Source organism: Chryseobacterium sp. 22458 (assembly GCF_052044975.1).
Lineage (GTDB): Bacteria > Bacteroidota > Bacteroidia > Flavobacteriales > Weeksellaceae > Chryseobacterium.
Window position 1 is genome coordinate 852713 of sequence record NZ_JBQEOA010000001.1, and the last position, 25288, is coordinate 878000.

At 37.3% G+C, this 25288-nt stretch carries 21 protein-coding genes; 15 read left to right on the forward strand and 6 right to left on the reverse strand.

Annotation, left to right across the window (positions count from 1 at the left end; all coding sequences use genetic code 11):
- Position 1: 1 nt before the first annotated feature.
- Together ACTJJF_RS03710 and ACTJJF_RS03715 are read right to left on the reverse strand one after the other, a co-directional pair.
- Positions 2–565: a Crp/Fnr family transcriptional regulator gene (locus tag ACTJJF_RS03710; RefSeq protein ID WP_440698739.1), complete on the reverse strand. Its 564-nt coding sequence runs from the start codon at positions 563–565 to the stop codon at positions 2–4.
- A 7-nt stretch (positions 566–572) separates the two neighbouring features.
- Entirely contained in the window at positions 573–1532 is a 960-nt protein-coding gene (locus tag ACTJJF_RS03715) for a KpsF/GutQ family sugar-phosphate isomerase (protein WP_440698740.1), read from the reverse strand.
- 158 nt (positions 1533–1690) lie between these two features.
- Here ACTJJF_RS03715 and recQ point away from each other — a divergent pair, with 158 nt between their 5' ends.
- The 7 genes from recQ to ACTJJF_RS03750 all read left to right on the forward strand — a co-directional run bounded on the left by recQ (position 1691) and on the right by ACTJJF_RS03750 (position 9028).
- A complete protein-coding gene (gene recQ / locus ACTJJF_RS03720; RefSeq protein WP_440698741.1) occupies positions 1691–3895 on the forward strand; it encodes a DNA helicase RecQ in 2205 nt (734 codons plus the stop codon).
- A 284-nt stretch (positions 3896–4179) separates the two neighbouring features.
- Positions 4180–5259: a glycosyltransferase gene (locus tag ACTJJF_RS03725; protein ID WP_312300485.1), complete on the forward strand. Its 1080-nt coding sequence runs from the start codon at positions 4180–4182 to the stop codon at positions 5257–5259.
- A 1-nt stretch (position 5260) separates the two neighbouring features.
- Positions 5261–5620, forward strand: a complete 360-nt coding sequence (locus ACTJJF_RS03730) for a hypothetical protein (protein WP_440698742.1) — start codon at positions 5261–5263, stop codon at positions 5618–5620.
- A 125-nt stretch (positions 5621–5745) separates the two neighbouring features.
- Complete coding sequence (locus tag ACTJJF_RS03735; protein WP_440698743.1) at positions 5746–6090, forward strand: hypothetical protein; 345 nt, start codon at positions 5746–5748, stop codon at positions 6088–6090.
- A 28-nt stretch (positions 6091–6118) separates the two neighbouring features.
- Positions 6119–6505: a cupin domain-containing protein gene (locus tag ACTJJF_RS03740; protein WP_440698744.1), complete on the forward strand. Its 387-nt coding sequence runs from the start codon at positions 6119–6121 to the stop codon at positions 6503–6505.
- Between the two features lie 130 nt (positions 6506–6635).
- Positions 6636–8039 (forward strand): dihydrolipoyl dehydrogenase, encoded by a 1404-nt coding sequence (gene lpdA, locus ACTJJF_RS03745; protein ID WP_065398141.1) that lies wholly within the window; start codon positions 6636–6638, stop codon positions 8037–8039.
- Between the two features lie 119 nt (positions 8040–8158).
- The gene (locus ACTJJF_RS03750; protein ID WP_440698745.1) at positions 8159–9028 is read left to right on the forward strand and encodes a DUF4476 domain-containing protein; all 870 of its coding nucleotides are present in this window, start codon (positions 8159–8161) and stop codon (positions 9026–9028) included.
- Between the two features lie 21 nt (positions 9029–9049).
- Here ACTJJF_RS03750 and ACTJJF_RS03755 read toward each other — a convergent pair whose 3' ends face one another.
- Positions 9050–9496: a hypothetical protein gene (locus ACTJJF_RS03755; protein ID WP_440698746.1), complete on the reverse strand. Its 447-nt coding sequence runs from the start codon at positions 9494–9496 to the stop codon at positions 9050–9052.
- A gap of 124 nt (positions 9497–9620) precedes the next feature.
- Here ACTJJF_RS03755 and ACTJJF_RS03760 point away from each other — a divergent pair, with 124 nt between their 5' ends.
- The 6 genes from ACTJJF_RS03760 (at position 9621) to arr (ending at position 18018) form a co-directional block, all read left to right on the forward strand.
- Complete coding sequence (locus tag ACTJJF_RS03760; protein WP_312302810.1) at positions 9621–10448, forward strand: CvfB family protein; 828 nt, start codon at positions 9621–9623, stop codon at positions 10446–10448.
- A 266-nt stretch (positions 10449–10714) separates the two neighbouring features.
- Positions 10715–11308 (forward strand): TetR/AcrR family transcriptional regulator, encoded by a 594-nt coding sequence (locus ACTJJF_RS03765; protein ID WP_276162389.1) that lies wholly within the window; start codon positions 10715–10717, stop codon positions 11306–11308.
- A 90-nt stretch (positions 11309–11398) separates the two neighbouring features.
- A complete protein-coding gene (locus tag ACTJJF_RS03770) occupies positions 11399–12751 on the forward strand; it encodes a TolC family protein (protein ID WP_440698747.1) in 1353 nt (450 codons plus the stop codon).
- A gap of 9 nt (positions 12752–12760) precedes the next feature.
- Complete coding sequence (locus ACTJJF_RS03775; protein WP_312302819.1) at positions 12761–13822, forward strand: efflux RND transporter periplasmic adaptor subunit; 1062 nt, start codon at positions 12761–12763, stop codon at positions 13820–13822.
- A gap of 7 nt (positions 13823–13829) precedes the next feature.
- Positions 13830–17015: an efflux RND transporter permease subunit gene (locus tag ACTJJF_RS03780; RefSeq protein ID WP_312302822.1), complete on the forward strand. Its 3186-nt coding sequence runs from the start codon at positions 13830–13832 to the stop codon at positions 17013–17015.
- A 595-nt stretch (positions 17016–17610) separates the two neighbouring features.
- The gene (gene arr, locus ACTJJF_RS03785) at positions 17611–18018 is read left to right on the forward strand and encodes an NAD(+)--rifampin ADP-ribosyltransferase (RefSeq protein WP_440699227.1); all 408 of its coding nucleotides are present in this window, start codon (positions 17611–17613) and stop codon (positions 18016–18018) included.
- Between the two features lie 79 nt (positions 18019–18097).
- On the opposite strand, the gene ACTJJF_RS03790 is transcribed toward arr, so the two are convergent.
- Positions 18098–18544, reverse strand: coding sequence for a KTSC domain-containing protein (locus tag ACTJJF_RS03790; protein ID WP_065398132.1), 447 nt, complete (start codon positions 18542–18544; stop codon positions 18098–18100).
- Positions 18545–18746: 202 nt separating this feature from the next.
- Here ACTJJF_RS03790 and ACTJJF_RS03795 point away from each other — a divergent pair, with 202 nt between their 5' ends.
- Entirely contained in the window at positions 18747–20816 is a 2070-nt protein-coding gene (locus tag ACTJJF_RS03795) for a hypothetical protein (RefSeq protein ID WP_440698748.1), read from the forward strand.
- A gap of 250 nt (positions 20817–21066) precedes the next feature.
- Here the strand turns inward: ACTJJF_RS03795 and ACTJJF_RS03800 are convergent, their stop codons facing one another.
- A complete protein-coding gene (locus ACTJJF_RS03800; protein WP_440698749.1) occupies positions 21067–21831 on the reverse strand; it encodes a hypothetical protein in 765 nt (254 codons plus the stop codon).
- A 159-nt stretch (positions 21832–21990) separates the two neighbouring features.
- Complete coding sequence (locus tag ACTJJF_RS03805; protein ID WP_440698750.1) at positions 21991–22749, reverse strand: hypothetical protein; 759 nt, start codon at positions 22747–22749, stop codon at positions 21991–21993.
- A gap of 232 nt (positions 22750–22981) precedes the next feature.
- Between ACTJJF_RS03805 and ACTJJF_RS03810 the strand changes: the two genes are divergently transcribed.
- On the forward strand, positions 22982–25279 hold the full coding sequence (locus ACTJJF_RS03810) for a tetratricopeptide repeat protein (RefSeq protein ID WP_440698751.1): 2298 nt from the start codon (positions 22982–22984) through the stop codon (positions 25277–25279).
- Positions 25280–25288: the final 9 nt, after the last annotated feature.

A 25288-nucleotide genomic window follows, 5' to 3' on the forward strand; every position in this document is an offset into this window, starting at 1 on the left:
TTTATGAGTATAGTCTGCTTAATGTTTCTCTTGAAACGCCCAGATAACTTGCAATAAGCTGTTTGGGGATATGATCTGTAAAACCGGGATATTGTTTGATGAAATCTTCATAACGCTCCTTTGCAGATTTACTCATTAAAGAGAGGATTCTCTGTTGCAGAGCCACATACCCGAAATTAGACTTTACCCTGAAAAAATGTTCCATTACCGGAACTTTCTTGCAAAGGATATTCAGATCTTCATATGACAGTGCATATACTTCAGAATCTTCAATACAGTCTACGGCTAATGATGAGGTTTCCTGTTTAAAAAAGGCTGCAAAATCTGAAATCCACCAGTTGGAAGCTGCAAACTGAAGGATATGCTCTTTCCCGGAGCGGTCTATAATACTGCTTTTAAGAATGCCCTTTTCTATCAGGAAAATTTCATGTACAGGCTGATGCTCCTGGATCAGAAACTGCCTTTTCCTGAATTTCTTTTTCACAAAAAAACTTTGAATGATTTCAAATTCATCATCCGTAGGATTAATAATATCCTGAATATGTTTTTGTAAAAAATGGGGCATTTCAGAATTAGTTAATCCCTTCATCCAGCAGTTTGTGCAGATCTATGATCCCGAAATATTTCCCGTTTTCCGTCACTACAAGCTGTCCGATATTATTTTCTTTTAAGATTTTCATAGCTTCTTTGGCCAATGCTTCCTTCTCAATAGTTCTTGGATGGGCAGACATAATGTCCTTAGCCAGTACTTTACTGATGTCTTCTCCTTTCATCAGCATTCTTCTCAGGTCGCCGTCTGTGATAACCCCGATGATCTGGTTTTCATTGGTTACTACGGTAATCCCGTGGCTTGATGCACTGATGGAGATAATGACGTCTCTGATGGAAGAATCTTCCGTTACCTGAGGTTTCTGGGAAGAAAGGAACTGCTCTACTTTGGAAGTCAGGTTTTTTCCTAAGCTGCCTCCAGGGTGAAATTTAGCAAAATCATTAGCTTTGAAATCATTAAGTTCCATCAACGCTACTGCCAGAGCATCACCCAATGCCATTTGAATAGTTGTTGAACTGGTAGGGGCAAGTTTATTAGGACATGCTTCCACATCAACGTGAGTATCCAGAATCACTTCAGAGAATTCTGCAAGCTTGCTGTTTTTATTACCCGTCATTCCGATCAGGGCAGAAGAATAATCTTTTAAATAAGGAACCAGATTGGCAATTTCAGGAGAATTTCCGGAGTTGGAGATACACAGGACCACATCCTGTTTCTGAATCACACCCAGATCACCATGAATAGCTTCTGAAGCATGTAAAAACTGTGAAGGTGTACCTGTTGAATTTAATGTTGCTACAATTTTATTTCCTACATGGGCAGATTTGCCTATTCCTACAACGATGAGCTTACCTTTTGCTGAATGAATGATCTCTACAGCCTTGGCAAACCGGTCATCAATTCTGTTTTTTAATTTTTCTAATTCCGAAATTTCAATTTCCAATGTGCTTTTAGCAATTGATATAATGTTGGTTCTATCCATTTTATGACAATAAGGTATACAAAAAAGTTTTCAAAAAACGTTATATTTTAAAAACAATATTTAATATAAATTTTATTTTTTATAAATTCGTTCGCTTTTATTTTAAGCAGAAATTTTATAACTTTGGGTTAGATGCAAATTTAGCAATAGAAAATTAGATGAGCGCAAAAAAAGCCAATTTATCAGGCGAATTGAAAAAGTATTTTGGGTTTTCTACATTTAAGGGCCAGCAGGAACAGATCATAGACAACCTATTGAATGGGAAGGATATTTTTGTTCTGATGCCTACAGGAGGTGGAAAATCACTATGTTATCAGCTTCCGGCACTTATTTCGGAAGGTACGGCAATTGTCGTTTCGCCTTTAATAGCGTTGATGAAGAACCAGGTAGATGCAGTGAACGGCCTTTCATCTGACGATGGGGTAGCGCATGTATTGAATTCATCATTGAATAAGACGCAGACCAAGCAGGTTTTTGATGATATCAAAAGCGGTAAGACAAAGCTTCTGTATGTAGCTCCCGAATCATTGATCAAAGATGATTACCTGGACTTTTTGAAGGAAGTAAAGATATCCTTCTTTGCTATCGATGAAGCTCACTGTATTTCAGAATGGGGGCATGATTTCAGACCGGAATACAGAAATCTGAAACAGATCATAGATAAGATCGCTGATGTACCGGTGATTGCATTAACGGCCACAGCAACTCCTAAAGTACAGGATGATATCCAGAAAACGTTGGGAATGACAAATGCGCTGGTCTTTAAAGAAAGTTTCAACCGTCCCAACCTCTATTATGAAGTATGTCCTAAGATTAATGTAGATAAGGAAATCGTTAAGTTTATCAATCAGCATAAAGGAAAATCAGGAATTGTATACTGTCTGAGCAGAAGAAAGGTGGAAGAATTTGCCCAGCTTTTGCAGGTGAACGGTATCAATGCACTTCCTTATCATGCCGGTCTTGACCAGAAAATAAGGGTTGCCAATCAGGACAAATTTCTGATGGAAGAAGTAGATGTGATTGTTGCTACGATTGCCTTCGGGATGGGAATTGACAAACCGGATGTCCGTTTTGTGATCCATTACGATTTCCCCAAATCGCTGGAAAGCTATTACCAGGAAACGGGAAGAGCTGGAAGAGATGGCGGCGAAGGCCATTGTCTGGCATTCTATGATCCGAAAGATATTGAAAAACTGGAAAAATTCCTGGCTCAGAAACCTGTTTCCGAAAGAGAAATCGGATTGCAGCTTCTGAATGAAGTGGTAGGCTATGCTGAAACCTCAATGAGCCGTAGACAATACATTTTATATTATTTTGGCGAAAGTTTCGATCCGGTAAACGGAGACGGGGCAAAGATGTGTGATAACTCATCCAATCCGCCCAAATTGAAAGATGCAACGGCTGATCTTAAAAAAGCTTTGGAACTGATCCGTGATACAGGAGAAAAGTTCAAGTCTAAAGATCTGATTTCTGTGATTGTGGGAAAAGAAACTGCAGTGACAAAATCTTATAAACTTGAGCAAAGTTCACATTTCGGATTCGGGAAAGAAGAAAAAGACAATTACTGGAAAACGATCCTGAGACAGGCAACCGTTCAGAATTTTTTACAGAAAGATATTGAGACATACGGCGTTCTGAAGATTACAGAGAAAGGAAAAAATGTATTAACCGGTAAATCCAAAGATACCTTCTTAATTGCGGAAGACAGAGAATTTGATCTTACCCAAGCGAAAGCAGACAGTGATCAGTTGCAACAACAGGCCGGAGGAGGTTTAGACCAGAAGCTGTTTAACCTATTAAAGGAATTAAGGAAAAAAGTAGCCAAAAAGCACGGAATTCCGCCTTACACCGTATTTATGGATCCGAGTCTGGAAGATATGACCGTTCAGTACCCGATTACAGTAGATGAAATCAACAAAATTTATGGAGTAGGAGAAGGAAAAGCCAAAAAATATGGTAAAGAATTCGCTGATTACATTAAAACCTATGTTGAAGACAACAATATAGAACGTACCCAGGATATGGTACTGAAACAGGTGGCCAACAAATCCAGTCACAAGGTTTTCATTATCCAAAGTACCGATAAGAAAATTGATCTTGAAGATATTGCAAGAGCCAAAAATCTTTCTATGGATGAACTTCTGAAAGAAATGGAAAGAATCGTTTACCAGGGAACAAAACTGAATATCGACTATTATATTGAAGACAATTTTGATGAAGATATTGTAGACGGCTTCATGGAATTCATGAATGAATCTGACAGTGACAGTATGAAGATTTTACTGGATGAATTTGGAGATGAGCTGTCTGATGAAGAAGTAAGAATGCTGAGAATTAAATTTATCAGCGACGTAGCCAACTAGTTTATATAGAAGAATAAAAAAATTAAAAAGAAGCTTTTCCATGGAAGAGCTTCTTTTTTATGAAATGCATTCTTAGCAACTATATTTTCACAAAGATAAAGCTTGGCAAATCAATTTTTCCACAAACATCTGCGTCATCTGCAAAATCAGCGAGCGATAAAAGTAGAGGCTCAGCATTTTTCCAGGCTGTAAGATTACTGTTCAATTTTGAAATTGCTTCGTTCTGCTCGTAATGACAAAAGGAATATTTGACTTATAACTAAACTTTTTAGTAACTTTAACTGATGAAAAAAATATCTGTCATATTTATTCTGCCGGACTTGGAAACCGGAGGCGCAGAAAGAATTGTTACCACTATAGCGAATCATCTTTCCAGGGATCGGTTTGAACCCAAGATTTTGCTGTTGCGTAAACAAGGCGGATATCTTAATTTTCTGAAAAAAGATGTCGAAATCATTGATATCAATACCGACAGGATCAGACATTCTCTGAAACCTATTTTAGGTGAAATCTACAGAAGAAAACCCGATATCGTATTTTCCGGTTTTGGAGAGGTGAATGCTTACTTATCGTTATTTATTAAGCTTTTCCCAAGGACTAAATTCATTGCAAGGGAAACCAATGTGGTTACCCAGCACGTGACCAGAAAAGAAATCAAATTCTTTTATAATTTCTATAATAACTATCAGAGGATCATTGCGCAAAGTGATGATATGATGAAAGACCTGATTGACAATTTCAACATTAAGAAGAAAAAAATTGTCAAGATCAATAACCCTGTAGATTTTGATTTTATTGATGATAAACTGGCCATTTCTCTTAAACCTGAATGCTACAAGTATAATTATAAAAATGTAGTTGCTATCGGCAATCTGTCTGCCAGAAAAGGCTTTGATAATCTGTTAAAGGTTTTTTCAAGGCTTAAAAATGAAAATATCCTGCTTCACATTTTAGGTGACGGAAAAGACAGGGATGTTTTATTTCAGACAAAAGAACTTCTGGGGCTTAAAAATGTGATTTTTCACGGAAGACAGGAGAATCCTTATCAGTTTCTGAAATATGCCGATCTTTTTATTCTTTCTTCACGGTATGAAGGCTTTCCGAATGTACTTTTAGAAGCCGGAGCCTGCGGAACTTATTCACTGGCGAATAACTGCCCGGGAGGGATCAACGAAATCATTCAGCATAATATAAACGGAGAGATTGCCAATATTGAAAATTATGAAGATTTTGCCCGTAAAATAATGGATGCCATGCACCAGAATTATAACCGGGAAGCAATAAAAAATTCCATTAAATCACGATTTTCAAAAAATATTATCCTTGATAAATATGAAAAAGTTTTGTTGGATCTGATCAAATAAGATGAATAAATTTGACGAATTAAAGCGGAACAGATATATAAAAAAGATGCATTCCAATGCTATTGCGATGGTGACCGGCCAGGTTGCCCTTCGTGAAGGATGTTTGAAAATGGGATATTTATATGATCAGGCTCATTATATTCAGCCGTTTGAAGATTTTGAGATCAGGATAATAGAAGATTTTTCTTCAGAAACCGGTTTTTTCCCTTTAAATAAGCGGAGAAATCTTTATAATAAGGAGTATTTATCAAGGCTGGATGACAGACTGGCAGTCATTGAAGAAAAATACACGGATCTGGTAATACAGAAATGCAGGGACATTATAGAACAGTTTCAGTATATAAAGGAAGTAATTTTGTAAGAGGCGTTATAAAGTACGCTATTAGAAAAAAGGACCTTGCTGCTTCCAAAAACAATGTTCTTGCGATACCATTATCTCTAAGGTTGGTTCATTTTTCTTATTTTTGTGCTTCAAACGAGGATACAATGAAAACGATTCCTAAAATAGGATGCGCTTGTGAAAAGCCGGACCACAATTATACTGAATACAGAAGTTCAGAATTAGGTATAGATCATACCAATGGAAGACATGGAGAAGTGACGATTCAGCAGTGCAAATTGTGCCAGAGAATATGGATTCATTATTTTGTGGAATATGAGCATTATTCCAAATCAGGAAGGTGGTACAAGGGAATTGTATCGAAAAAAGACCGTTCACAGATTACCCCGGAAAATGCGGTCGAATATCTGGAAAGCCTAGACTGGTATGTATATGGTGGATCATTTTTTGAAAGTACAGGCGAATTCGGACAGGGAGAATTGAATGTGTAATATTTAACTGATTTATAATATCAAATCCATGAAACCGCTTATCATTGTTATTTTTATTCTGAATTCCATTGTAATGACGGCTCAGCAGAAGACCATCTCAAGAAAAGAATTGTTAAAAACAGCTCTTGATCAGAAAGTGAAATCTACAGAGATTCAGGAAATAACAATGGCTGCCGGACAAGGAGCACCTGAACATCTGCACCCCTGCCCAGTTTTGGGAATCATCAATTCCGGTGAAGCTGTTTTTCAGATCGAAGGACAAGAGAAAGTAGTACTTCATGAAGGAGATGCTTTTTACGAACCTAAAAATGTGAAAATCCTTCATTTTGATAATGCATCCGCTGAAAAACCACTTGTGTTTACAGCAATCTACCTGAAGGAAGGGAATGAAGAAAATATCAGGTTCATAAAATAATACTTTTCATAAAAGTAAAGCATATAATTATCATTTTTAAAATTGATAAAACTCACTTTGGTGCTTGGTAATTTATATGTAAATTTGTGAGAATTAAGATAGATAATAATAAACAAATTCATACAATAACATGAGTCAATTCGATGTTACCGTAATAGGTTCCGGTCCTGGTGGTTATGTAGCTGCGATCCGTGCAGCACAGTTAGGTTTCAAAACAGCAATTATTGAAAAATATTCAACTTTAGGCGGAACTTGTCTTAACGTTGGATGTATTCCGTCAAAAGCACTTCTTGACAGCTCTGAACATTTCGAAAATGCAAAACACAATTTTGCAGGTCACGGAATCATCATCAACGAGCCGCAAGCGGATATCGCAAGAATGATCGAACGTAAAAACGAAGTGATCAAACAGAATACAGATGGAATCAGCTATCTGATGAACAAAAACCAGATCACGGTTTTTGAAGGAGTGGGAAGCTTTGAGTCTGCTACTCAGATCAAAATCACTAAAAATGACGGTTCTTCTGAAACGGTAGAATCTAAATATACAATCATTGCTACAGGTTCTAAACCTTCTACATTGCCTTTCATTACTTTAGATAAAGAAAGAGTGATCACTTCTACAGAAGCTTTAAACCTTAAAGAAATTCCTAAGCATTTAGTCGTAATCGGAGGTGGGGTAATCGGTCTTGAACTGGGTTCTGTATACTTAAGATTAGGTGCTCAGGTGACTGTAGTTGAATTTATGGATAAAATCATCCCTGGAATGGATGGAGCTTTAAGCAAAGAATTGACTAAAGTTCTTAAAAAACAAGGTATGAAGTTCATGCTTTCTACAGCAGTTTCAGCTGTTGAGAGAAACGGAGATACTGTAAAGATCACTGCTAAAGATAAAAAAGGAGAAGAAGTAACAGTAGAAGGAGATTACTGTTTGGTTTCTGTTGGTAGAAAACCTTATACAGACGGTCTTGGTCTTGAAAAAGCCGGAGTAGAACTGGATGAAAGAGGAAGAGTAAAAGTAAACGATCACCTTCAGACCAATGTTGCTAACATCTATGCAATCGGTGACGTAATCAAAGGAGCAATGCTTGCGCACAAAGCTGAAGAAGAAGGAGTTTTCGTTGCTGAAACATTAGCAGGACAAAAACCTCACATCAATTATAACCTGATTCCTGGCGTAGTTTATACATGGCCGGAAGTTGCAGGAGTTGGTAAAACTGAAGAGCAGCTTAAAGAAGAAGGAGTAGCTTATAAAGTAGGTTCTTTCCCAATGAGAGCTTTAGGGAGAAGCCGTGCAAGTGGTGATATCGATGGTCTTGTTAAGATTATTGCAGACGAAAAAACAGATGAAGTTTTAGGAATGCACATCGTAGGAGCCAGAGCTGCCGACCTTATCGCAGAAGGTGTTATTGCTATGGAATTCCGTGCAAGCGCTGAAGATATTGCAAGAAGCTCTCACGCTCACCCAACCTATGCAGAGGCTATCAAAGAAGCTGCATTGGATGCTACGGCAAAGAGACCTATTCATATGTAATATTTGATTAAAAGATTTAATCATTTAATATTAAAAAATTAAAGGCTGTTTCTTATTGAAGCAGCCTTTTTTGTACTGCTTTTGGCATGAAAATGGAGATGCTTTTGAAAATTTCATGTATGAAAAAGATTTTTATCAGTTGGATGCTTTTGGCGGGAATCAGTTCATGGGGACAGCAGGCAGGAAAAGCAGGAGAATTATTAAAAAATGAGGCTTCCATTACAGAAATGAGAACCTCTAAAAGCCCGGATGAAAGAAATAAAACTTTTGATCAGCCGAGATCTGGAAATAATACAACTCCTCAAAGAAGAGGAAATGAAAATAGAATAAAAAATCCTGATTATCAGTGGAACAGAAACTATGGATATGCCGAAGTGTTTCTGAGAATACCCGAGCAGGGATTCTTTACCGTGGAAGTTGGAGATCAGATGATGGCAAACGCCGCCGGAAAATACCGCTTTTTTGATTTGCAGTCGGGAAGAGTGCCTGTCTCTATCTATGAAAACGGTTTTTTAATTTACAGAACAACTTTAATGCTTCGTAATAACAGCAGAATGGTACTGGATTTCTTTACCAATGAAGGATTATATTTATTAGATTCCTATCCTGTAAAAGAACAATATGGGTTTAATGACTGGAATGACATCTGGAATAATCCATATGGGAATCATCCCGGAGATTGGTCGGATTCCGGAAATGTTATGAGTAATAATTCTTTCCGCCAGTTCTTTGATATGCTGCAGAGAAATGAAAAATTTGATGATGGTAAAATAGCTATGATCAAACAGCAAATGCGAAGTACTATGTTTACTGCTGTGCAAATAAGAGATTTGGTGAAGGTGCTTAGCTTTGATAATAATAAAATAGCAATGGCCAAGTCGATGTATCGTAATTGTGCCGATAAAGACAGGTACTTCGTCGTATACGATGCTTTTGATTTTGAAAGCAGCAAACGTGAAGTAATGGAGTATATTTCCCGATCGGAATAGACACAGTTTTTATTTTAAACATTACATCATCTTTACCCTGTCATAAAATTTAGATCCCTTCGGAGCAATATTGAACTGTACACCAAAAGTGATTCCTTTAAAATATTTTTCTCTGTGAATGGGAAAAGCATATCCCGTATTCAGAAACAGCGCATTGAATAACGAAATTCCGATCCTAGGCTCCAACGAATATTGATTGCCGGAAACCCCAAACATCACACCATTATTAACAAAGTTGATATTAGCTTCCGGAATAAACTTATCTGTCTCATTAATCCGGGTGTAAAGTACAGAAGGACCAATAATTAAGGATTTATAATTAGATTCCCCGATTCTGAACTCCAGGCCTGCCTGCAGAACATTCCTTCCGGTATAGCGGTAACCGATGTTAAGGGCTGTTTTATCCAACAGCTGTGCATAAGAGATCATGCTGAAAAGAAAGAAGGGGAGAACAAAATATTTTTTCATGGTATGGTATTTTATTCAAATGTACAGGTTTTAAAGGCTTTTTGAAAGATAAAATGATTCTTAAAAATATTCAATAGGTTAAAATCTTCAAATTTCCGTACCTTTGTCAGCTAATTTTATCATAATGCAACTCGGAAAAACTCAGAATTTACAAATTTCAGAAAAAATTAATTCAGGATGGATCTTAACAGATGAAGAATCCGGTGAAAAAGCTTTTCTTCCAAAAATCTTCATTCGTGAAGAGCAGGAAGTGGGTGAGTACGTTGAAGTTTTTGTATATCAGGACGATGATAAACTTAAGGCTACTACGGAAATTCCATTGGCTGAAGTAGGTGAATTCGCTGTCATGAGTTGTGTGCAGAGCCTTCCGAGCGGAGCATTTATGGACTGGGGAATTATTAAAGATCTATTTATCCCTTACAAACAGCAGAAAACCAAGATTATTGAAGGCAAAAGATATCTTGTTTACATTTATGTAGATGAGGATATGGAGCTGATCACAGGAACAACCAAGTTCAAGAGAAATCCTCAGTATCAGGATCTTCCTTTCAGAAAAGGAGATAAAGTAGATCTGATCATGATGAACGAAGGTGAGCTGGGCTGGAATGTGGTGATCAATAAGCAATATATTGGTTTGATTTACGCTTCTGATGTTTTCAAAAAGCTGTATCCTTTATCAGAGGAAAAAGGATACATCAAGGCAATCCGTGAAGACGGAAAAATAGATGTTTCACTACAGCCTGACGGCTTTGAAAATATCGACGAATTTAAACAGAAGATTCTGGATAAACTGGAAGAAAACTACGGGTTGCTGTATGTGTCTGATAAGTCTTCACCTGAAGAGATCAAAGATGAGCTTCAGATGAGCAAGAAAAACTTTAAAAAAGCAATCGGCGGACTTTATAAAGATAAGATCATCGATATTCTTGAAGATAAGATCAAATTATTATAAAAATAAAAACGGGCAGAAATTTCTGCCCGTTTTTTATTATCCCTGATCACGAGCCGGTTCTTTGCTGATCTGTCCACTTAAAGCTTTACCTCGACCTATAAATTCCACGTATATTTTTTATTGCGAGGTAGGTTGATGCATTCAATCATCAGGAACTTATTTCAAAAACATGATGCATATCATGATTTTTCTGTTTAATTTTTTTGTTTAACAATTTTGTCAAAAATATTTTTTACTATAAATTTGCACAAATTTGTTTAACAAAAATGTCAAATCAAGCAAAAAAAGACCAAACACAGGAATTGATCAAGGAGACAGCGAAGAATTTATTCTTTGTGAAAGGAAAATTTGATGCTACTACGCAGGAGATTGCCGATGAAGCGGGAGTGAACAGGACCCTTATTAATTATTATTTCCGTTCAAGAGATAAACTTATCCAGATCATCTTTGATGAAGCGCAAAGAGTAGAACAGGAAAAATCAAAGATCATTCAGAATGCTGATCTCCCTTTTAAAGAAAAGATTAGCAAGTTCATAGAAGGAAGCCTTGCCACAAGCCTTCAGTATCCCTATCTGGAGACCTATATCGTTTCGCAGATCAATAAGGGCACCTGCCATCAGAGAGAAATTGAAGAAGATATCCTCAACCAGATGTATAGCGATATTGAAAAAGAAATGGAATTGGGAAACATTGAAAAAATGGCTCCCGTTCAGTTTATCCTGAACATGGTTTCATTATTGGTTTTTCCGAGTGCTGTAAGACCACTGTTTATGGAGAATCTGATGATCAGTGATGAAGATTATGATAAGATTATTTCAGAAAGAAAAGAAATCATTATCAATATATTATTTAAAAATTAAAAAAGATTAAAGTATTTCTTACAATGATTCGTCATTTAGAAATAAAATAATGACTGAAAATTAAATAAAAAATAAACGAAGTATAAAATTATGAAAAGAAAACGTATAACTGCTAAAAAGCTAAAAATCGGGATAGCTGCAGCATTTATGATTTTCGGTTTTTCATCGGTGTCTGCCCAGCAGCAGGTTTCCCTTCAGGAAGCGATCAAACAGGCACTTCAGAATAAAGCAGAAGCTAAAAAGGCAGCTTTACAGATCAAAAAAGCCGAATATAAGATTGATGAGGCCAGAGCCGGAGCTCTTCCACAGATCAGTGCAACAGCCGGACTTACATACAACCCGGTTATCCAGGAATCTTTGCTTGAATTTGGTGGTGAAAGAATTAAAGCACAGCTTGGGCAGCCCTGGAGCTCAAGTGCTGTTGTTCAGCTTCAGCAGGCATTATTCGATCAGAGAGTATTTACAGGACTGAAAGCTGCAAAAACTACAAGAGAATTTTATGTACTGAATGCAGACCTTACCAACGAACAGATTATTGAAAATGTGGCAACTGCCTATTATCAGGTTTTTGTACAGGAAGAGAATCTTAAAACGGTAGAAGCGAGCTATGCCAATACCGAAAAAGTAAGAAATGTTATTAAAAGCCTTGTAGATAACGGATTGGCGAAATCAATCGATTTGGACCGTACCAATGTACAGCTTACTAATATCGGGTCAAACAAGCAGCAATTGATCAATTCAGTGGAACTTTCAAAGAATGCTTTGAAATTCTATATGGGAGTTCCTATCGGGACTGATATTGAGCTTGAAGAAAAGACAATTGAGCCAAAACCTGAACTGATTGCGAGTAATGTAAACCTTGAAAACCGTACAGAGCTTAAGGTTTTATCCAAAAACAGAGAACTTCTTCAGTTTAATAAAAAAGCTACAGAAGCCTACCTTTATCCTACCGTTAATCTTACCGCAAGTTATGGCTGGGCTGGTATGGGGAAAAAATTTCCTTTAACGAACGGACTGAATAACGGAGTGCTTTGGAGTGATTATTCAGCAATAGGCCTGAATGTGAATATTCCAATTTTTACAGGTGGTGCTACAAAAGCAAGAATTCAGCAGGCTGAAATTGATATCCAGGATATTGATCAGGATATTCAGAAAACACAGCTGAGCCTTGATCTGGATTATAAAAATGCCATTACCAATATGGAAAATGCCATTATCAATATCCAAAGTACAAAAGACAATGTAGAACTGGCTGAAAGAGTACAGAAAAATACCCAATCAAACTATCAATATGGTCTGGCAACACTTACAGAAGTACTGGATTCTGAAAATGCTTTAACACAGGCAAAACAGAACTATTCCAATGCATTACTGGATTACAAACAGGCTGAGATCAAACTGATAAAAGCTAAGGGTGAACTAAACACACTACAAAACTTATAATAAACGAAAATGAAAAAAACTTTAATATATATCATCGTAGCTGCTGTACTGGTAGGTTTAGCTGCTTACAAGATTGCCGGTAACAAAGAAAAGCAGACCCAGGAAGTAAAAGAAGTTGCCAAGCAGGTAGATAAGATCAACGTAAATATTGTAACGGTTACAAGAGAAAATATTGATACGGATTATTCTGCAAACGGAACTTTCCTTCCTAAACAGGAAATGAATCAGTCTTCAGAAATCTCAGGACGTATTGTCAATGTTTTGGTAAAAGAAGGATCCAGAGTAGGGGCAGGGCAGGTTTTGGCAACAATCAAAAGAGATGCAATTGAAGTTGACGTTACACAGGCGCAGAATAACCTTCAGAATGCGATCATTGATAACCAGCGTTATGAAAATGCATATAAAACCGGAGGAGTTACCAAACAACAGCTTGACAATTCAAGATTACAGCTTAAAAATATGCAGGCTGCCGTTAAAGCTCAGGGAGTAAAAGTAAATGATACAAGCATCCGTGCAGGAATCAGCGGTACAATCAACAAAAAGATGGTTGAGCCGGGAACTGTAGTTTCTCCGGGAACGGCAATGTTTGAAATCGTTAATATCAACAGCCTGAAACTTTCGGTATTAGTGGATGAAAGCCAGATCGGAAAAATTCAGCTGGGTCAGGAAGTTCCTATTAAAGTGAACGTTTTACCGGAAGATTCTTTCGTAGGTAGAATTACATTCATTGCTCCTAAAAGTGATGCCTCTTTGAATTTCCCTGTTGAAATCGAAGTTCAGAACAGAGGAAACCTAAAAGCAGGGATGTATGCAACGGCTAAATTCAGCACAAACCACGGTGCAGAAACGCAGAATATGCTGACAGTTCCTGCAGAAGCGTTTGTAAATGGAGTAAGTTCAGGGCAGCTATTCGTTGTTGAAAATGGAGTTGCCAAGCTGATCAAAGTAACTATTGGAAAAGTTTACGGAGACAAAGTACAGGTATTGAGCGGACTGAATGGTGGTGAACAAGTAGTAACCAGCGGACAGATCAACCTGGACAATGGATCTAAAGTGAACATTATAAAGTAGAAGATTTATGAAGTTAGCAGAAATATCGATCAAAAGACCTTCGTTGGTAATCGTATTATTTACGATTCTGACGTTGGGAGGTATCCTGAGTTATACACTCATGGGATACGAATTGATTCCGAAGTTTGAAACCAATATGGTAACCATTTCTACGGTATACCCTGGAGCTTCGCCTGCAGAGGTGGAAACCTCCGTAACCCGGAAGATTGAGGATGCCGTAGGGTCTTTGGAAAACGTAAAAAAAGTAGAATCTTCTTCATACGAAAGTTTATCGGTTATCATGGTTCAGCTGAACGACGGAGCCGATGTAGACTATGCTTTGAATGATGCGCAGAGAAAGGTAAATGCTATTCTGGCAGACCTTCCTGATGATGTAAAAGCACCGTCACTGAACAAATTCTCACTGGATGACCTTCCGATTATCACGATGAGTATTTCATCGGATAAACTGAACAGTAAGGATCTTTATGACTTACTGGATAAAAAGATAGAACCTATCTTTTCCCGTGTAAACGGTGTGGCACAGGTAGATCTTGTAGGTGGACAGGAAAGAGAAATTCAGGTGAACCTGGATGAGAAAAAATTACAGGGGTATGGGCTTTCAATAGGTGATGTACAACAGGCAATTCTTTCATCAAACCTTGATTTCCCTACAGGAAGTTTGAAAACGAGAACTACAAAATCTACAATCAGACTTTCAGGAAAGTATAAATCTACTGAGGAAATGAACAACCTTGTGGTTTCCAATAAAAATGGAGCACAGGTACGTTTATCTGATATTGCAACCGTTTTCGACTCTCAGAAAGACGTAGAAAAAGTAGCGAGATTCAACCAGTTTCCTACCATCCTGATGCAGGTGAAAAAGCAGTCTGACGCCAATGCGGTGGCTGTATCTGAAAGTGTTCAGAAAACCATCAAGACTGTAGAGGAAGCGTACAAAGTTCAGGGAGTAAAAGTAAAAATCGTAAACGATACGACTGAATTTACCCTTGAATCTGCCAACCACGTTATTTTCGACTTATTCTTAGCGATTATCCTCGTGGCAATTGTAATGCTACTATTCCTTCACAGTATCAGAAACGCATTTATCGTAATGGTTTCTATCCCGGCATCATTGGTAGCGGCATTCATTGGAATGAACCTGATGGGCTATACTTTGAACCTGATGAGTTTACTGGGACTGTCCCTTGTGGTAGGAATCCTGGTGGATGATGCGATCGTTGTACTGGAAAATATTTACCGTCACATGGAGATGGGTAAAAGCAAGATCAGAGCAGCTTATGACGGTGCCTCTGAGATCGGATTTACCGTTGCTGCGATTACCTTGGTAATTGTGGTGGTATTCTTACCGATTGCGATGAGCTCAGGGCTTGTAGCAAACATCCTGGCACAGTTCTGCGTCACGGTGGTTATTGCAACCTTATTATCCTTGCTGGCTTCATTTACCATCATTCCTTGGTTATCATCAAGATTTGGTAAACTTGAGCACCTGACCGGTAAAAACTGGTTCGAGAAATTCATCCTTTGGTTTGAAGGTTTAATTGACAGATTTACACACTGGGTTACAGACATCCTTGAATGGTGTCTTAAAACAACTTTAAGAAGAATTTCTACAGTTGTGATCACCTTCATTATTCTGATCAGTTCATTCTCTTTGGTAATCTTCGGATTCATCGGAGGTGAATTCTTCCCACCAATCGACCGTGGTCAGTTCCTGGTACAAATGGAGCTTTCAAAAGATGCAACCGTTGAAAAAACAAACCAGCTGACATTAGAAGTTGAAAAGTTTTTAAGAAACGATAAAGATGTTGTAGACCTTATTACAACAGTAGGACAGCAGTCTACAGGTTTTGGTGGAGCACAGGCAACAACATACCAGTCTGAAGTTCAGGTAAACTTAACAGACAAATCTGAACGTTCTGAAAGTACCAACATCAAAGCTGCAAAAGTAAAAAGAGCTTTAGAAGAGAAATTTACAGGAGTAGAGTTCAAAACAGCTCCAATCGGGATTATGGGTGCTGAGAATGCGCCGATCGAAATGGTAGTTACAGCTCCTGATAATGCAATTGCTGTAAAAGAGGCAACAAGAATTTTAGAATTGTTGAAAAAAGTTCCTGGAGCAGTAGATGCTGAATTGTCAACAGACTCTGGTAACCCGGAAGTACAGGTGACAATAGACAGAGATAAAATGGCTTCTTTAGGCTTAAACCTTTCAAGTGTAGGACAAACGATGCAGACTGCATTCAACGGAAACACAGACGGGAAATTCAGAGCCGGAGAATATGAATATGATATCAACATCCGTTTTGGGGATGTCAACAGACAATCTATTGATGATGTTAAAAACCTGATCTTTACAAACCCTCAGGGTCAGCAGGTTCGTCTGAGCCAGTTTGCTGAGGTAAAAATGGGTTCAGGGCCAAGTTTGCTTGAACGTAGAGATAAATCTCCTTCTGTAAAAGTAAGAGCTAAAGCAGTAGGTAGACCGGTAGGAGATGTAGCGAACGAATGGGCTGCTAAATTCATGAATGATAAAAAACCTGTGGGTGTAGATTACATCTGGAGTGGTGATATGGAAAACCAGCAGGAAGGTTTCGGTACTTTAGGAATTGCTTTATTGGCAGCTATCGTATTGGTATACCTGGTAATGGTATCATTATATGACAGTTTCGTATATCCATTCGTGGTATTGTTCTCTATTCCGCTGGCAATGATCGGGGTAATGGTAATTCTTGCCTTGACTGCGAATTCATTGAATATCTTTACAATGCTGGGGATGATCATGTTGATTGGTCTTGTTGCGAAGAATGCGATTATGATCGTAGACTTTACCAACGCAAGAAAAGAAGCGGGAGCAAGTACTCATGATGCATTGATTCAGGCCAACCACGCCCGTCTTCGTCCGATCCTGATGACAACTATTGCGATGATCTTCGGTATGTTACCGATTGCATTGGCAACAGGAGCCGGAGCAGAGATGAACAAAGGTCTTGCATGGGTAGTAATCGGTGGTCTGACATCGTCTCTATTCCTTACATTGATCATTGTACCGGTAGTATATTCATTATTTGATTCTATTCTGCGCAGAATGGGTAAAGATAATAAAGTAGACTACGAAGCTGAAATGAAGGCAGACTATGTACACAGAGAACTGAATGAAGACGGATTTACACCTAAGCATTTAGACAAATAAAATATCATATACCTTTAATTAATCGAAAGCGCCTCAGAATTTCTGAGGCGCTTTTTATTTTCATAACCGGATCTTATGTTTGTAATCATAAACAGATTCAGAAATAACCAATATTTTTGAGTTTAATAATTGTGTACTGCAATCTTCTATCTAAGCCGTTCCATATTCCTGGATGCGGCTTTTTCATTGCGATATGCTTATATTCCGGACTGGATTAAATTATGTAAGTTTGCAGCATCTAAGTTAAAAAAATAAAAATATGGAATTTTCACCATTCAATAAGGTTGTTAAGCTTTGTCTTCAGGGGATGAGTATGGAAGAACAAGGGCATCCTGAGGAAGCTTTACAGTTGTTTCAGCAAGGCTGGCAGGAAGCGACTGATGATCTTGAAAAATTTCTCACGGCTCATTACATATCCAGACATCAGAAAACGGTTTCAGACAGATTAAAATGGCTTGAAACCACATTGCAATTGGGCCAAAAAATAAATGATGATACGGTGAAGAGTGCTTTTCCTGCTATTTATCTGAACATCTCCAAATGCTATGAAGAGATGGGTGAAACAGAGAAAGCAAAAGATAACTTTGAACTGGCCATGCAATTGAAGAATCATCCCTCAGACAAAGGTCCCTTTTATCATGGTACAAAAGCAGATCTGAAAATTGGAGATTTACTGACGGCAGGAAGTAATTCCAACTATAAATCTGAACTCAGAATGAATCATATTTATTTTACAGCTTTAGTGAATGGTGCCGGTCTTGCTGCTGCTTTGGCAAAAGGAACCGGGCGTGAACGGGTGTACATCATTGAGCCTACAGGTTCTTATGAAAATGATCCCAATCTTACAGATAAAAAATTTCCGGGAAACCCAACCCGTTCCTATCGTTCCGAATCCCCATTGAAGATTATCGGGGAAGCAACAGACTGGCTGAGGCCAACCGCTGAAGAACTTCAAAAGTTTCAGGAAAAATTAAAAAATAGTGAAGGCGAGATCATTAATTAAAGGAAATTAAATTATCAAAAAGCAAAAAAGGACTTTCGGTGTTATGTGAAAGTCCTTTTTATTTTATGTAAAGAAAAAATTAATCTGCCATTGCTTCGCCAGACTTTCTATAAACGAAGTTTCCATAGATGTGTCTTCTTGCAAAACGGCTTGGTGAATCAGCATTGATCATTTTGATATAGGTATTTTTTGGAACACCGATATATTCATACATCATCCCATTCAAATGCTGAACAGTCAGAATAGATTTTTCAAGATAAAAATCCTGAATATTAGACTTTGTGATGGTTTCCGTATATTCTTCTTTGTATTTTTCCTGTGTTTCAGGATTAATGCTTACCAGAAAATGATAGGCTTCAATCACAGATTTACTTTTTTCTTCCGCTTCCAGTTTTCCGGCTTCATCATTGATGAATTTATCAGGATGCGTATCTTTCATCGCATTTCTGTAAATTGTTTTCAATTCTTTTAAAGTAACATTTTTGTCTACTCCAAGAAGGGTTCTGTGCTCACCAATTTTTTTCATATCTCTAATCCTTATTTTCGGGGTGCAAAATTAAGGAATTTAATTGGAATAACCGTAACGTATTCATTATTAATTTATTTGATAAGTTGCAGGATGCTGTCATGAGTATTCAACAAAGTAAAAACTACTGAAAAGACAGATCATAAGTCCATTTTTATTATACCTCATTAAGATTTGTATGTAAATTTCGTAAAAAACAATTATGAGTAATTTACTAATTAAAGAAACAGTTTCACAACTTTATTTATTAACTCCGGCTGAAATTTCAGACCTTAAGTCAGGAGTATATTCGGGGGTGTTATTATTGGGATATGATATGAAAGGAGATACCCCTGCTCCGATAGAATATTATTTAACCAATACCCCGGATGCACCGGATGATGGGAGCATTTTTAATGTAGACTACACAGATTCCATGGGTAACATGCAGAGCATAAAGTTGGAGCATCATTTCAAAGAGGGAGTTCATCCCATGTATTATGGAATAAATGGTACTGCTGACGATACTGATAAGGTAAATAAAATTTTTAATAAGTTCTCGAAAATATCCGGACAGGGATCCGGTAAAATGAAAATAGGTCGTGCCATTAATATACCTGATAACGGGATCTTGGAAGGATGTACCGTTTATATCACAAATTACCAAAACTGCTATATAGCCGCAGGGAATAATACGGTCGTAAGAGACAATACATTTCACGGAACAGGAGCTAAGCTGGTAAGTAACACAAACAGTAGCTGCTGTCTTTATTTTTGGCGTGTTCAGGATATTTTCGTCTCAGGAAATTCATTTTACAACTTTAAAGCATTGGATCATAATGCTGCATGTGGGATTATAACCATTCAGGAAACACAGGGAGCAAGAATTGAAAATAATTACTTTGATGATTCAAATTTCGGTTTTATAGATATCGGGGCAGGAACTATTAGCGGGAACTGTATTTTTACAAATAATACCAGTTATTCAAATTCAGATATTTTTATATCTCTTGCATCGGGTGGAAAAGATATTTTCTTTAATAATACTGATATCAATAAAATGTCTGATCATATTGTATCAGGAAATATTCACATCAAAAACAGATGGGCAACCAATTCTGACCCTCTGGGAAGACATGGGATATTAGTACATTATGCGGGAGGCATTAGCCGGATGATAGCCACCGGTAATATAATTGGCAATACAGCACGTCATGGGTTTTATCTTCGGGGAACCGATAATAAAGAAACCGTAGCTGGAACCGGCGATGATATTATATCAGGCAATACCATTCTTTATTGCGGGCGGGGAGATATTTCAAACTATTGTTCGGGGATAAAACTTGAAAATACATTGGGCGGTGTAGTATCTGATAATATTATATCATATTCCGGGTATGATCTCAATGGTACAAAAACAGGCACATATGAAGCTTTTGCCATTGAGTGTGTAAGAGGAATGAACAATATTGTTATAGAAGGTAACAAAATAGATCATTATCGTGACGGGGCCATACGTCTTTCAGTACAAAATTCTGACAGAGGAATATCCAATGTAAATGTATGCAATAACATTATCAACGGGGATGTCTCTGCAATATCTTTACATGCCTCAGCTCCCAATAATTATATTGAAAAAATAAACATATCGGGGAATATTGTAACCATTGATACAGGATCGTGTTTTTATACCGAAACCCAGTCCGATACTAAATGTATTGGTGGAATTTCAATAACCGACAATACATTTTCATCAACTGATAAAGCTCAGAATAATAGGGGCGTTTCTTTAGATATGTATGGACTTCTACTTTTGAAACCGTCTATCATGCATAACAAATTTATCAATTTAAATAAAGGAATTGTCTCTTTCAGAGAAGCAGGTAATAGTGTTGAAAATTTCCCTCATCGTACCTTCGGAATCATTAATACTGTTGATCATAATGAATTCAGAAATTGTAAACTTGCATTGGATATTTCAAGATGGGAGGCTCAGCGTTTGGCAATTGTCGGAATCAATAACCGTTTCAGTGATAATGAAGCTACAGGTATTACACATTCTCTTGATGTAAATATTGTAAACAGGGTGAACCTTGGCTATGTTTATGCTTACGATTCTGAACAAAATCCTTTGGTAAGAGTGATCGCAATGTGCCCGCTACCTTCCGGTACCAATAATTTAAATGTGAAAGGGGACATTGTAGATGTTTTTCAGCCTATTGAACATATGGGATGGATCTGTATAGATTCCACACTCAATACATGGAAAAAATTTGGTGTTATTGTACCTTAAGGTTCAAGCAAGATGGGCACGTAAATCAATAATCTGTTACGGGGTGTACTTTTTCATCCCGTAATTTTGATTATAAATCTGCTATCACCATACTTTTATATAAAGTAAACAGATGGTTTATCTTGCAGAATATCAATGCTTTTTGTTATGTTATAAAGTGAAATTTTCTAGGTCTGAAAACAAGTATAATTACTAAAATTTCAAAAAAAAAGCACCCAAACCGGATGCTATATACTCTTTATTTTATTCTTTACGGGACATCGCAATTCTTCTTCAGTTTCATGAAAATTCTGTCAAAATCCTTATAAGCCGTTTCCTCTTCTTCAGGTCTCTGTCTGAAGCTGCTGTTGGCACAGTTGTGGAAGCTTAGGCCAATCATATCGATCAGTGCATAATCTTCCCTTTGAGGATCATTCATTTTGGCATTGAAACGATTCATTACGCCTTGCGGATCAGCATTGTTTTTACTTTTAAGTTCTGTAAAAGCTTTCCATGAGGCAACCATTTTTTCTTTGTCCGGAGATGATATGGCATCAATAGATTTTCTGCATGTTTCATAAAATCTGCTGTTTTTAAGAGAGGATGGATCAGAAAAAGCAAGAATTTCTTCCTTATTCAGCTCATATTCATTTTCAAAAGTGCGAATGGCATTTTCATACAGTTTCTTCCAGACCGGAAGATCAATAACTTTAAGGCTGTAAAGCTCCTGTTTTTTCTCCTGATACTGTTTTTCCAGGTTTTCCAGATGAGCGTCTTTATTTTTACGGATGTCTTCAAGGCTGGAAAGTTTAAAAATAGGATTCGTGTCGAAATGGACTCCGTTAAATTTATATAAAAGTTTATTAACGCCATCTATTTCCTCTTTTTCATATTTGGTGGCGTCAAAGTATCCTTTGTTATCACAATTGAATGTCTGATAGCTGTACGGTGTCAGATTGGTGGTTTTTGAGGGAACTTTTTGTCCCGAAATACTAATAGATAAAGCCAGAGAAAGCCCGACCATCATTTTGTCCATGCACATAGTTGTAGAAAGAATCCGAATTTTCTAAAATTTCAGTGCAAAATTAAGGCTTTTAATTTGAAAATTAAAGAGATGTGTCAATTTTATGCAGTTATTTTTATCAATTAATGAGAATTTTTATTTTTTGCTTTAAACAGGAGGTTTATGATCAGTTTATGGCTGGTCGCAATCCCTTTTCAGATAGGTAAATACCTCATCGAAAGCTTTAAAAAGATCACCGTTTTCATCAGCCTTAGATCTGAAGCTATGATTCGCACAATTACTGAAAGCATTCATAAGATCCATAAGGGCATAATCATCCTTCCGCTGGTCATTCCATTTAGCATTAAAAGCTTCCTTTCTTTTTGAATGGGGTTCTTCATCATTTTTAGGTTCAGATAAACTCTTCCATACTGAATACATTCTCTGTTGATCTGTTGTAGTTATGGCATTTATATACTCTTTACAGGTATTATAAAAGGTACTTTTTTGAAGTGATTGAGGATCAGAATACCCCATAAGGATTTCTTTTCTGAGCTGATATTCATTTTCTAACAATTGAACAGCATCTGCATATTGCTTTTTCCATAAGGGGCGGTCTATTATTTTTAGAGTATTAAGTGTTCTTTTTCTCTGCTCATACTCTTTCTCTGCCTGTTGCAGAAGTGGAGAACTGTTATTACGCACTTTGTCAAATTTCACAGTATTGAAAACGGTAAGAGACGAAAACGGAGATCCGTTCAAAGAATGTACAAGTTGGTAAGTACCGTCTATTTCTTCTTTTTTGTATTTGGAAGAGTCAAAATATCCCTTTACATTACATCCAAAGGTCTGGTAATTGTACAGAACCAGTAGACTTTTCTTTGCAGGAGCTTTTTGAGCAGCCGCCATCATTGATAAAGCCAGAGAAAGTCCTGTAAATAATTTTTTCATATTGATTATGATTGAAGAATCTGTATTTTTTATTTCACGGTAAAATTAAAACTTAAAAACTACAAATCCGGCTATGGGTTGGCGTTATTTACTCACTGGTTTCGGGGATTTATAAGGGTTGCCGTTTGTTTTTCCTATTGTTTTTTATATTTTGCATGCCACATCGTATGAATCATGAATTTGTACAGGCAAACAGGAAATGTACGATTGAATTATAAAGCAAATATTAATAATGTACGATAAATTACAACAACTGTTTTACAGAGGAGATCTGGATCAGTGTATTGCAGAAGGGGAACTGTATTTATTATCTCATCCTGAAGATGAAGAGGTTTTATTTTTAATGGCAGTAGCTTATCATGATATTGTTTATTATGAAGGGCATGAAGAGATTTACGAAGCCATCAGAGATCATGTTGTTCCTTACCTTCGCAGAATCCTGCAGCTGAATCCCAACAATCAGAAAGCATTATACAATATTCTGAGCTACCCTTTAGAAAATGAATATACCCTGATGCAGATAGGCAGAAGCAAAAAACATGTTACTCATGAGAATAAAAATGAATTTATAAGCTATGCGGAACGTATGCTGGAAGATCCTGACTATGCGGGATATGGATATGATTTTCTGGTTAAAATATACGAATCACTGGAAGAGAACCAGGCCCTTCTGAACAGTCTTGAAGCCGGGATATATTATTTCCGGAAAGATGCTGATAACAGAGAGCAAAAAGATAAGAATATATCATTATTCTGGATCAAAAAGATCTATCTTCTGGATCGTGAAAAAAAGATTTCCGGAGAAGAGCTTGTTTCTGTTATTGAGCAGGAACATTCTTCATTTGTAAGCATAAATGAATATGATTTCATCAACCTTGCAGATATTGCCTATGAAAATAATGCTCCCGATCTCTCGCTGAAAATGATGCTCAAAGCAATTAAAGGATCAAATTCCGCTACATACATTCATGAAAAACTGGTGGAATGGCATCAGCGTTTTGCAGAACTTATTCAGAATGGATTCAGTAATCCCGACGTTTTCTACTATCAGCTGATCATTGAACGGAATTACAGCGATATGCTGAATATGGCTCCGGATTTCTATTATCATCATGCCCTTGAAGTTATCAACACCTACCCGGAACTTTTCTCAGGATATCATTTTGCCGGAACCTATCTGTACGAAAACGGACGTTATGCTGAAGCCATTCCTTTATTGGAAAAAGCCATTGCAATATCTTCAAATGCCACAGCCTGGAGACGAAAGGCAGAATCGGAATATCACCTGTATAAAACCGTTACAGCTGAAATTCCTGAGTTTGCGGATTATCCGGCAGACATCTATAACGAAGGCGTTTATATGAATGAATTTATAGATGAACTGGAGGATGACCATGACAAGCTTCCATGGATTGAAGTTAGCCGCAGAGTTTATGAGCAGGCCTATGAAGCCTTCCGTAGATATTTTGAAAAAGGAGAGTGGGAGAGCGATTATCACAATGATCTGCATACAAGGGCAATGTGCTGCAATAACCTGGCGATAAAATATTCTTTACTGGGCAATTATCAGGCTGCTGCTGAAACCGCTTCCGAAGGACTTAAATACTCTGAGTTTATGGAACTTCATCTGGTCCGGATTGACGCCTTACTGGATGATGGAAACTATGAGAAAGCAGAAGAGGCACTTACCACCTATTTCAGCCTTTACGGGGAATCCGAAGATTATTTTTACAAAAATCTATATTATAAGGCACGCCGGATTCAACTTCATGAATTGTTGGGAGCCGGGGATGTGTGTCAGGAAACTGAAGAGCTGCTTACCTATATCTATCAACACAACAAAGAAAATCCGGAAATTGATGATTATGATTACAGGGATTTGGAAGCCGGTAAAAATATATTGGAAGGCATTCTGTTTGAAGATTTGCAGACGAAAAATCTGGATACAAGAAGATCTTATTATGAACAGGTTGCGGAACGTTTTCCTCAGGAACCCAATCCTCAGTATGCCCTGATGCAGATTTACAATGAGGGGCAGAACCATGCAAAAGTAGCTTTAGCCGCTAAAAACTATCTCACTAATAAAAAAGAATTCCTTTTAGATGCTTTTGATAAAGCCAAAACCATTTATATGATCGTAAAAAGTGATTTTCTTCAGGGAAGTTACTCAGAAGCAGCTTCTGTATTCAGTCAATACGATGCTGAATGCGAGAAAGCAATGGATCCCGAAGATTATGTATTGTGGCTCAGCTATGGAATACGGGCTTATGAAAAACTGAAGAATAAAGATCAGACATTATTGCTGGCAGACAGATTTACAACCATCTATAATAGTGAAGAATGGGGCTATGATGATCTCATGGAAAGTGTTGAACTGGCAAAAGCCGTGGTATTCTATCAGGCTGGAAATTTAAAAGAAGCCCATATGATATTGGATCAGGTGCGTTCGGTTTCAGATTATGATCCTGTTGCTGATGAATATAAAGCTTCATGGAAGAAACCGGGACTGTTTTCCAAATTTGGTTTTTAACAATTTAAG

Bases quoted from the DNA above. Each gene is read 5' to 3' on its own strand.
- ACTJJF_RS03765 (WP_276162389.1), top strand. From the start codon at position 10,715: ATGTCAAATCAAGCAAAAAAAGACCAAACACAGGAATTGATCAAGGAG.
- ACTJJF_RS03755 (WP_440698746.1), bottom strand. From the start codon at position 9,496: ATGAAAAAATATTTTGTTCTCCCCTTCTTTCTTTTCAGCATGATCTCT.
- ACTJJF_RS03800 (WP_440698749.1), bottom strand. From the start codon at position 21,831: ATGGACAAAATGATGGTCGGGCTTTCTCTGGCTTTATCTATTAGTATT.
- ACTJJF_RS03810 (WP_440698751.1), top strand. From the start codon at position 22,982: ATGTACGATAAATTACAACAACTGTTTTACAGAGGAGATCTGGATCAG.
- ACTJJF_RS03775 (WP_312302819.1), top strand. From the start codon at position 12,761: ATGAAAAAAACTTTAATATATATCATCGTAGCTGCTGTACTGGTAGGT.
- ACTJJF_RS03770 (WP_440698747.1), top strand. From the start codon at position 11,399: ATGAAAAGAAAACGTATAACTGCTAAAAAGCTAAAAATCGGGATAGCT.
- ACTJJF_RS03795 (WP_440698748.1), top strand. From the start codon at position 18,747: ATGAGTAATTTACTAATTAAAGAAACAGTTTCACAACTTTATTTATTA.
- ACTJJF_RS03735 (WP_440698743.1), top strand. From the start codon at position 5,746: ATGAAAACGATTCCTAAAATAGGATGCGCTTGTGAAAAGCCGGACCAC.
- arr (WP_440699227.1), top strand. From the start codon at position 17,611: ATGCAATTGAAGAATCATCCCTCAGACAAAGGTCCCTTTTATCATGGT.
- ACTJJF_RS03780 (WP_312302822.1), top strand. From the start codon at position 13,830: ATGAAGTTAGCAGAAATATCGATCAAAAGACCTTCGTTGGTAATCGTA.
- ACTJJF_RS03710 (WP_440698739.1), bottom strand. From the start codon at position 565: ATGCCCCATTTTTTACAAAAACATATTCAGGATATTATTAATCCTACG.
- ACTJJF_RS03740 (WP_440698744.1), top strand. From the start codon at position 6,119: ATGAAACCGCTTATCATTGTTATTTTTATTCTGAATTCCATTGTAATG.
- ACTJJF_RS03805 (WP_440698750.1), bottom strand. From the start codon at position 22,749: ATGAAAAAATTATTTACAGGACTTTCTCTGGCTTTATCAATGATGGCG.
- recQ (WP_440698741.1), top strand. From the start codon at position 1,691: ATGAGCGCAAAAAAAGCCAATTTATCAGGCGAATTGAAAAAGTATTTT.
- lpdA (WP_065398141.1), top strand. From the start codon at position 6,636: ATGAGTCAATTCGATGTTACCGTAATAGGTTCCGGTCCTGGTGGTTAT.
- ACTJJF_RS03715 (WP_440698740.1), bottom strand. From the start codon at position 1,532: ATGGATAGAACCAACATTATATCAATTGCTAAAAGCACATTGGAAATT.
- ACTJJF_RS03790 (WP_065398132.1), bottom strand. From the start codon at position 18,544: ATGAAAAAAATTGGTGAGCACAGAACCCTTCTTGGAGTAGACAAAAAT.
- ACTJJF_RS03750 (WP_440698745.1), top strand. From the start codon at position 8,159: ATGAAAAAGATTTTTATCAGTTGGATGCTTTTGGCGGGAATCAGTTCA.
- ACTJJF_RS03730 (WP_440698742.1), top strand. From the start codon at position 5,261: ATGAATAAATTTGACGAATTAAAGCGGAACAGATATATAAAAAAGATG.
- ACTJJF_RS03725 (WP_312300485.1), top strand. From the start codon at position 4,180: ATGAAAAAAATATCTGTCATATTTATTCTGCCGGACTTGGAAACCGGA.
- ACTJJF_RS03760 (WP_312302810.1), top strand. From the start codon at position 9,621: ATGCAACTCGGAAAAACTCAGAATTTACAAATTTCAGAAAAAATTAAT.